Raw genomic sequence first — 6,981 nt, forward strand, 5'->3', positions numbered from 1 at the left:
GCATGGAAAGGACGGAAATAGATGCTGTCAGAAGGATGCCGCTTGCGGATTTTCTCGCACGGCTGGGGCATGAGCCTGTCAGAAGGAGCGGTAACGAGCTGTGGTATCTTGCCCCGTACAGGGGCGAGCGCACATCCTCTTTCCGTGTGAACGTGGCGAAACAGCTCTGGTACGACTTCGGTTTGGGCAAGGGCGGCGACATCTTCACGCTTGCCGGGGAGTTTCTGCAAAGCGATGACTTCATGAAGCAAGCGAAGTTCATAGCGGAAGCCGCCAATATGACGGTTGCCGGATGGGAAAAGCCCGTCTATCTCTCGAAGCCGACCGAATCCGTTTTTGAGGATGTGGAGGTCGCTCCGCTGCTCCGCTCACTGCTGACGGAGTATTTAGAGGAACGGGGCATCCCTTACGCCATCGCATCCCGTCACTGCTGCCGCTTGAACTACGGTGTGCGTGGGAAACGGTATTTTGCCGTTGGCTTTCCGAACATGGCAGGTGGCTATGAAGTCAGAAGCCGATATTTCAAGGGTTGCATACCTCCGAAGTCTGTATCACTGGTAAAGGCGAATGACATCCCGGCTGACGAGTGCCTCGTGTTCGAGGGCTTCATGGACTTTCTCTCTGCCGTGACGCTTGGTGTAACCGGTAACGCTGACTGTCTTGTGCTGAACTCAGTCGCCAACGTGGAGAAGGCGGCGGGATTGCTGGACGGATACGGGCGCATCGGCTGCTTCCTCGACCGTGACGAAGCCGGACGGCGGACGCTTGCCGCACTTACCATGCGATACGGGGAACGTGTCACCGACCGTTCCTCCCTCTATGACGGTTGCAAGGACTTGAACGAGTACCTGCAACTGACAACGAAAAAACAGAAAAACAACCATCTAAAAATCGAAGAACAATGAACATACTGAACAACAGAAACAAGAGAACATCAATATTCAAGGCAGTGGCGTTATGCCTGATAGCCGCCATGTCATTCACCCTCGTGTCATGTGACGATGACATGGACATCCAGCAGTCCTATCCCTTCACGGTGGAGGTCATGCCCGTGCCGAACAAGGTAGTAAAGGGGCAGACAGTGGAAATCCGCTGTGAACTGAAAAAGGAGGGCGACTTTTCGGGTACGCTCTATACCATCCGCTATTTCCAGTTCGAGGGGGAAGGCTCGCTCAAAATGGATAACGGCATCACCTTCCTGCCTAACGACCGCTACCTGCTGGAGAACGAAAAATTCCGCCTGTACTACACGGCGGCGGGTGATGAGGCGCATAATTTCATCGTGGTGGTGGAGGATAACTTTAGCAACTCCTACGAACTGGAATTTGACTTCAACAACAGGAATGTAAAGGACGACGATCTTACCATCGTTCCCATCGGCAACTTCAGCCCCTTGTTGAAATGATGCGTGTATTCATGACAATGCTCTGTTCACTTCTGACGGTCTGTTCTGTGTCCGCGCAGATCAGCCGCCAAGAGGGAACGGACGGGCAGGCGGCAATCTACCGACTGCCGCTTATGGAACGTGCTTTTTTATGCTGCCGCTACTTTGAAGGCTGGCACTCAGAAAAACACTACCCATACGTCGGTTGGGGTCACAAACTTTTGCCAAACGAGAAGTATTCGGCACGAACCATGACAAAACGGGATGCGGATGAACTTTTGCGGAAAGACCTGCGCAAATTTGTCGCCATGTTCCGTAAATTCGGGGTTGATTCGATTTTGCTTGGCACGTTAGCTTACAATGTGGGACCGGCGAAGCTGTTAGGCAGCAAAACAATCCCCAAAAGCACCTTAATCAAGAAGCTGGAAGCTGGTGACAGGAACATCTACCGTGAGTATATAGCCTTCTGCAACTACAAAGGAAAACGCCACGCCATGCTGCTCAAACGGAGAAAGGCGGAGTTTGCGCTGTTGTATATCCCATAAAAGGACTGACAAAACTGGCAAAAGACGTGCCATATTTAACTTGGCACGTCTTTTGCTCTATCACTTGATAGATTATCGTAGGATTTTCTCGTTAATTGACATCGTTGAGCCATTTTTGCCTATCGGTTTCCAAATAACACTTCAAGTTGTAAGTGTTGTGAGAGCAATACAAAACATAGTTATTAACCATAAAAAGTATAGCGAAATTATGAAGAAAGTATTTAGGAAAATTCAGAAAGGAACAACAAAAATGATTGAACGTATCAAATCGTTGGGGGAAATGGAGACGAAGCAGAAATGTGTAGTTCAACGGTTCGAGATTATCATTCCCCTCCACCAAAAAATAACGACCCAATATATAGCCTCCGCAAGTTTTACTTGCGGATTTTTTAGTTATCGCAGATTGGACAAAGGTTTCTTTGCTACTTTCTTTGTCCGCCATCATGCTCACTGAAAGAAAGTAGGGCGGCTCTCGCCGCCCCGCCACTCAAAAGCGTGTGTAAAGTCCCGTCACCATCGTGAACATTTCCTCCAGCATATCAAAATAGATACCCTCGTGTACGGCAATGTCCTTTGTCTTGCACTCAAAGGTCTTTTTGCTGAACGTCCTGCGGTAGAAGCGCATATTGTAGAGGTCTGCCCCTTCGTCATAGATGATGTCAAGGCGGTTGGCACTTGTTTTGTTCCTTGCAAGGCTCATCCGTAAGCCGTTGCCCATATCTATGAAATCACGGCTACCTGTCATGGCGGTGAAGCGTTTTCCGCCTATCTGCTGTAATATCGTCTTGGCTATCATATCTTTTGTTTTTAGGGTTTTAAGTATTGGCGGTGCGGACACCGCCATCCCGTTCAAAATTCTCGCATTTCGGAAATGGGGGTCTGCCGTTGTAGCCACTCTTTCACACATTCCATATTGTACTCGCTCGTGATGACTGCCGTATGGCTGTCGGTGGCGGTGAAACGTGTGCTTTCGTAATCATCTATCCACCCCTTGAGGGTGTCCGTTCCCCACGCTCCGGTATCGTCAAAGATACCGTCCAATGCCGTGATAGGTTCGCTGAACTTGACTATCAGCGTTTGATAGGTCGTGTTCATAGTCTGTCCTCCTTTCCCTTCTTTGCGTTCAGCCACTTGTCCCGTGCGGCTCGGCACTCGTCCAACGTGGGTTTGACACAAGAGAACAATTCTCTGTCTATGGGGTGGCGGTAGTCGTACTGCACAAGTGTCCGCCTGCGTCTTCCGATACCCGATTGGAAACGCTCGTATTTCTCCGTACCTGCTTCCGCGCAGGTGCTTACTCCGTTGATGGTCATTCGTGTTGTCATAATGTTGCTTTTTAGATGGTTAAAAATGTACTGACAGAACTCTGTTCTTCATCACCATTTCGGGGTTGCTTGTGTAGCGTTGGTGCAGGTAGAAATGGTGTGAGCCGAAGCCGTAAAGGAAAAACTTGTCAAGTTCGTGCTTCTCGGCAAACTCCTTTACGCTCTTTCTCAATTCCCCCTCACTCGTTGTGAGAGTGAGGAGGTTCACAAATTCAAGGAACATCGTGGGGATTGCATCATCCCACACACAAATCATACTTTCAATTCTTACTTCCATATCAATGTTGTTTTAGGGGTTATGCTATGCCGCTTTCATCCGCTCACGGATAAGGTTGGCGTTCTTGTTCACAAGGTCTATGATGCGCTCGTGATATTCGGTGTCCTGGTTGTGCTTGCCGTGGCACTGCACCACTTCGAGGGTTCGCAAGTCCACCTCTACGGTTTCAATAATCTCATCGCCAATCCTTGCCGATAGTATGAGGGTGTCGGCTTTCTTGTAGTATCCACTGCCAAACACGCAGATGCCCTGCGTCTTGCCCTCGTTGTAATACTCGTCTATGCTTTCAAGCACCTTGACGATTATTTCCTCGTCCGTGATTACCAAGCCGAAGAATTTGGATTTGTTGGCGATGAAATCCTCCGCATCTTTCTTTCGTTGGAGTTGTCGCTGTTGCTCACGCTCACGCCTTTCAATCTCCCAACGGCGTTGCTCTGCGGCTCTTTCCTTCTCGTGTATGGCTTCAATTTTTCGGGTTGCGTTGTCGTGTGCCGCCATGAAATCTTCGGGACAGATGTTCTTCGGGTTACGGAGGTCTTGACCGAGTTTTTTGAGCATACGCAGATAGTCGCACCACATTGAGAGGTTGTCTATCTGATACTTGTGACGCTTGGCAATCAGATATGATGCCCAACATTCATCGGCAGTACGGGTATTGAAAAGAAAGTGTTTCATGACCTCAATCTCACCGCCTTTCATAAGGGTTTCAATTCTTGGGTCTGAAAGCAAGGCTTTGAAAAGACGCACGGGGGAGATGCCGTGGAAATCGCCCTTGAAGCCGTTACGTCTGAGTTGGGGCAATATCCTCATCTTTGGATATGCACAGCTTCTTGCCACCACATCATCGTATAGGCTGTTGTGCGGTCTTACCTCCATATCGCTGCCTAATGCCCACACATCGCAATAGCAGAAAAGGAAGCCACGGAGCAACGCCATGTCCGTAACCTTGCCGTCGGGTGAAATCCAACGCTGCACGACCTCGTGGCAGTAGAAACGCATCGGTTCGCCTTTCCTGCTCTCGCATCTGACCTGCGCCACGCGGATTACCTGATACCCTTTGCAGGTGGTTATCACGCTGAAATTCTGCGTTTCCTTGTAGATGCGTCTGCGTGTGTCCTGCACTTTGAGTTCGGCATGGCATTTGGGGCAGGTGCAGCCTTCAAGGGTGTCGCATAGTCCGCTGTCGCTGTGCCACTCGTGACCGCAGTCGGAACAGGTGATGTTCCCTTTCTTGGTGCGGTAGCCGATATGCTCAACGCAGTGGCGGTATGCCCAATCTATTTGTGTCGCTGATATGGGGCGAAGGTTGGCGGAAAGTCTTGCCACCTCTTTCTGTATCTTGGTCTTCGGTTTCATAAGCCTAAATCAAATAATGAGGGTTGGGGTTGGTTTTCTTTTCTCGCTGACGGTCTGTGGCGGTTCTGCAACTTGCGGAGTTCCTCCTCTTGGTATTTGCGGACAGCGTTCTGACGTGCCTCCGCCTTTTCCTCTGCCGTGAGTTTCACAACGTGGTTCACAACCACTTGGCAGTCCATCGGTTTGCCCACCTCTATCTCGTTTTCCTCATAGTAGTGGATGGCTTGCCCGAATATCTCTCCGTCCGTGAAACCGTTGCAACCGCTTTTCTGCACATAGTTCAGAATGTGGGTCACGCACTCGTCCATGTTCTTGGCAGGGTTGCGGTACTTCTTTGCAAATAGCGCATCTTCCTCCGCACGCTGTTCCAAGTACATATATATCGTTCTCTTGAAATGGTCTGTTCCTTTCATATCGCTGTCATTTTTAGATTATCTGTTTCAGTATCTCTCTCCAATAGGTCGGCTCTACCTCGCTGAGAAGGAAGTCCATGAAATCCCTCCGTGCGTCCTTGTTCAGTTCGTGGTACAATCTTCGGAAAGTTTCAAAATTGCCGTTGATGTACGTTTCCACCATATACACGAAGATGTTGTCCACCTCGTAATATCTGCACTGCTGCGCTGCCGTCTTGCTGTTTCTTTTTGCCATGTCGGTAAGGGTTAAAGGGTGAATAACCAAAGGATGAAGCCAAAGAAGGCAATGGTGGAAAGGATAGCCACGATTACACCTATCGCCACTCGGAACACTCCGTTTACAATCTCTCTGATGATGCCCCAAAGGATGCCGAACACCCCGAAGGCGGTGCGCATCATCAAGCCGCATATCGCCAACCCGATGTGTTGCGCCATTTGTCTGAAATTTGCCGTTGCCGTCATATCTTCGCTGTTTTTGATTTTTTTGTTTTTAATGCGGATTCAAGAGCTGAGGGAGTTGAGTTTCAAACTATCTTATCTGCCTCTCGTTTATCCGACATTTTTTTTATGCGTCTTTCTGTCGCATCGGTCGTTTTCGTTTCGGGTGCTTGAAAAGGTAGGGATTAGGGAATGCAAGGTTTTTCGGTCAAAATACTACCCGCAGGGCTGGAGATTTTTACCGAAAACAGGAGGCTTGACCTTGCTTTCCCGTCCAATCCCGGAATTACCTTTGCGCCCAGAACGAAAATGACTGACTGATGCGGCTTACTGAAAGGCGCAAAATGGAGGTAAACGAAAACAGAGGCAGATTGTGTAGAAAAAAACTTCAGGGGAAAATCCGTAAAAAAAAGAATCACCAAAAGGAAAAAGACATCACCGGAAGCGTGAAAAGGGCAAACCACAACAAAGGAAGTATGATTGTTTCCGATCCGACGGAACTTGTTCAGCCGGGTGGCAACAATCATTCTTCCCGGTTTGTCCGGCTGTGTGTGGGCGCCTGTTTCATTCATGGGGCAGGCTGACACACTCTGCATTCACTTTCCGCTTCCGGCAAAAGAGACAGCGAAAAAAGAAAAATCATTTGAAAACCCGTAAAAGCACCTCTTGGCATAGGCGCAAAAGAAAGGGGCATTGCTTCATCTGTCTAAACATCGTTTAGGCGTGAGGCAATGCCCTTTTCTCCAGCTATGCGGTAGTCGGCACACGTTTGTTCCAAACTCGTTTTGGGCAATGGTGTGCCGACGGACAATACCGCTTTTACGGAAAATTCTTATGAATGAGGGGATAAAAAACGGGAGTTTATATCAAAATCTCGAATTAAATAGCTACTTTTGCATACGAAGAGTTCTTTGAAGGTTACGCAACGCGCAGAAGGATAATGCAGTAGATAACTAACTAAATCGTAACCTATTACTATCAAGAGCAATTAACCTACGCTCATTTCCAATAAATTACACTCTTTTCGTAACTTCGTTTTGCAAATATACAATTTAAGGAGTATTCTCAAGGCATGGATTCTTTATTTCCTTCCCGTCTTGATGAAAACATTTCTTCGGATGCTCCGGTCCGGCTTGTCAACCAGATTGTTGATGAGCTTGACATCAGTCCGTTGTTATCCACTTATAAGGGTGGTGGTTGTCCTGCTTATTATCCCCGCATGCTTTTGAAAGTGTTGTTTTTC

At 48.5% G+C, this 6,981-nt stretch carries 14 protein-coding genes and 1 pseudogene; 6 read left to right on the plus strand and 9 right to left on the minus strand.

Annotation, left to right across the window (positions count from 1 at the left end; translation table 11 throughout):
* Positions 1-2: 2 nt before the first annotated feature.
* The 4 genes from HC965_RS26075 (at position 3) to HC965_RS26895 (ending at position 2,383) form a co-directional block, all read left to right on the plus strand.
* A complete protein-coding gene (locus HC965_RS26075) occupies positions 3-905 on the plus strand; it encodes a toprim domain-containing protein (RefSeq protein ID WP_004291524.1) in 903 nt (300 codons plus the stop codon).
* Complete coding sequence (locus tag HC965_RS26080) at positions 902-1,405, plus strand: DUF3872 domain-containing protein (protein WP_004291525.1); 504 nt, start codon at positions 902-904, stop codon at positions 1,403-1,405. Before HC965_RS26075 ends, HC965_RS26080 begins: the two co-directional genes overlap by 4 nt.
* The gene (locus tag HC965_RS26085) at positions 1,402-1,929 is read left to right on the plus strand and encodes a hypothetical protein (RefSeq protein WP_004291526.1); all 528 of its coding nucleotides are present in this window, start codon (positions 1,402-1,404) and stop codon (positions 1,927-1,929) included. Before HC965_RS26080 ends, HC965_RS26085 begins: the two co-directional genes overlap by 4 nt.
* Positions 1,930-1,993: 64 nt before the next feature.
* Positions 1,994-2,383 (plus strand): hypothetical protein, encoded by a 390-nt coding sequence (locus HC965_RS26895; RefSeq protein WP_004291527.1) that lies wholly within the window; start codon positions 1,994-1,996, stop codon positions 2,381-2,383.
* Between the two features lie 33 nt (positions 2,384-2,416).
* Here the strand turns inward: HC965_RS26895 and HC965_RS26100 are convergent, their stop codons facing one another.
* From HC965_RS26100 to HC965_RS26900, 9 genes are all read right to left on the minus strand, one after another.
* Complete coding sequence (locus HC965_RS26100; RefSeq protein ID WP_004304290.1) at positions 2,417-2,725, minus strand: hypothetical protein; 309 nt, start codon at positions 2,723-2,725, stop codon at positions 2,417-2,419.
* A gap of 53 nt (positions 2,726-2,778) precedes the next feature.
* Positions 2,779-3,081, minus strand: coding sequence for a hypothetical protein (locus tag HC965_RS26105; RefSeq protein WP_005783104.1), 303 nt, complete (start codon positions 3,079-3,081; stop codon positions 2,779-2,781).
* A complete protein-coding gene (locus HC965_RS26110) occupies positions 3,021-3,254 on the minus strand; it encodes a DUF3873 domain-containing protein (protein WP_004304291.1) in 234 nt (77 codons plus the stop codon). The genes HC965_RS26105 and HC965_RS26110 overlap by 61 nt, the downstream gene beginning before the upstream one ends.
* A 19-nt stretch (positions 3,255-3,273) precedes the next feature.
* Positions 3,274-3,531: a hypothetical protein gene (locus HC965_RS26115; protein ID WP_004291531.1), complete on the minus strand. Its 258-nt coding sequence runs from the start codon at positions 3,529-3,531 to the stop codon at positions 3,274-3,276.
* Between the two features lie 24 nt (positions 3,532-3,555).
* Positions 3,556-4,887, minus strand: a complete 1,332-nt coding sequence (locus HC965_RS26120; protein WP_004291532.1) for a PcfJ domain-containing protein — start codon at positions 4,885-4,887, stop codon at positions 3,556-3,558.
* Complete coding sequence (locus HC965_RS26125) at positions 4,884-5,300, minus strand: PcfK-like family protein (RefSeq protein ID WP_004291533.1); 417 nt, start codon at positions 5,298-5,300, stop codon at positions 4,884-4,886. Before HC965_RS26125 ends, HC965_RS26120 begins: the two co-directional genes overlap by 4 nt.
* 13 nt (positions 5,301-5,313) lie before the next feature.
* A complete protein-coding gene (locus HC965_RS26130) occupies positions 5,314-5,535 on the minus strand; it encodes a hypothetical protein (protein ID WP_004291534.1) in 222 nt (73 codons plus the stop codon).
* An 11-nt stretch (positions 5,536-5,546) separates the two neighbouring features.
* On the minus strand, positions 5,547-5,762 hold the full coding sequence (locus tag HC965_RS26135; protein WP_004291535.1) for a hypothetical protein: 216 nt from the start codon (positions 5,760-5,762) through the stop codon (positions 5,547-5,549).
* 161 nt (positions 5,763-5,923) lie between these two features.
* The gene (locus HC965_RS26900) at positions 5,924-6,334 is read right to left on the minus strand and encodes a hypothetical protein (RefSeq protein ID WP_004291538.1); all 411 of its coding nucleotides are present in this window, start codon (positions 6,332-6,334) and stop codon (positions 5,924-5,926) included.
* A 106-nt stretch (positions 6,335-6,440) separates the two neighbouring features.
* On the opposite strand from HC965_RS26900, the gene HC965_RS26905 reads away from it, so the two are divergent.
* Both HC965_RS26905 and HC965_RS26145 read left to right on the plus strand, forming a co-directional pair.
* Complete coding sequence (locus HC965_RS26905) at positions 6,441-6,653, plus strand: hypothetical protein (RefSeq protein WP_007567577.1); 213 nt, start codon at positions 6,441-6,443, stop codon at positions 6,651-6,653.
* Between the two features lie 157 nt (positions 6,654-6,810).
* A pseudogene (locus HC965_RS26145) lies at positions 6,811-6,981 on the plus strand (IS5/IS1182 family transposase); the annotation flags it as partial.

Source organism: Bacteroides sp. GM023 (genome assembly GCF_014750685.1).
In the GTDB taxonomy this organism is placed as follows: Bacteria; Bacteroidota; Bacteroidia; order Bacteroidales; family Bacteroidaceae; genus Bacteroides.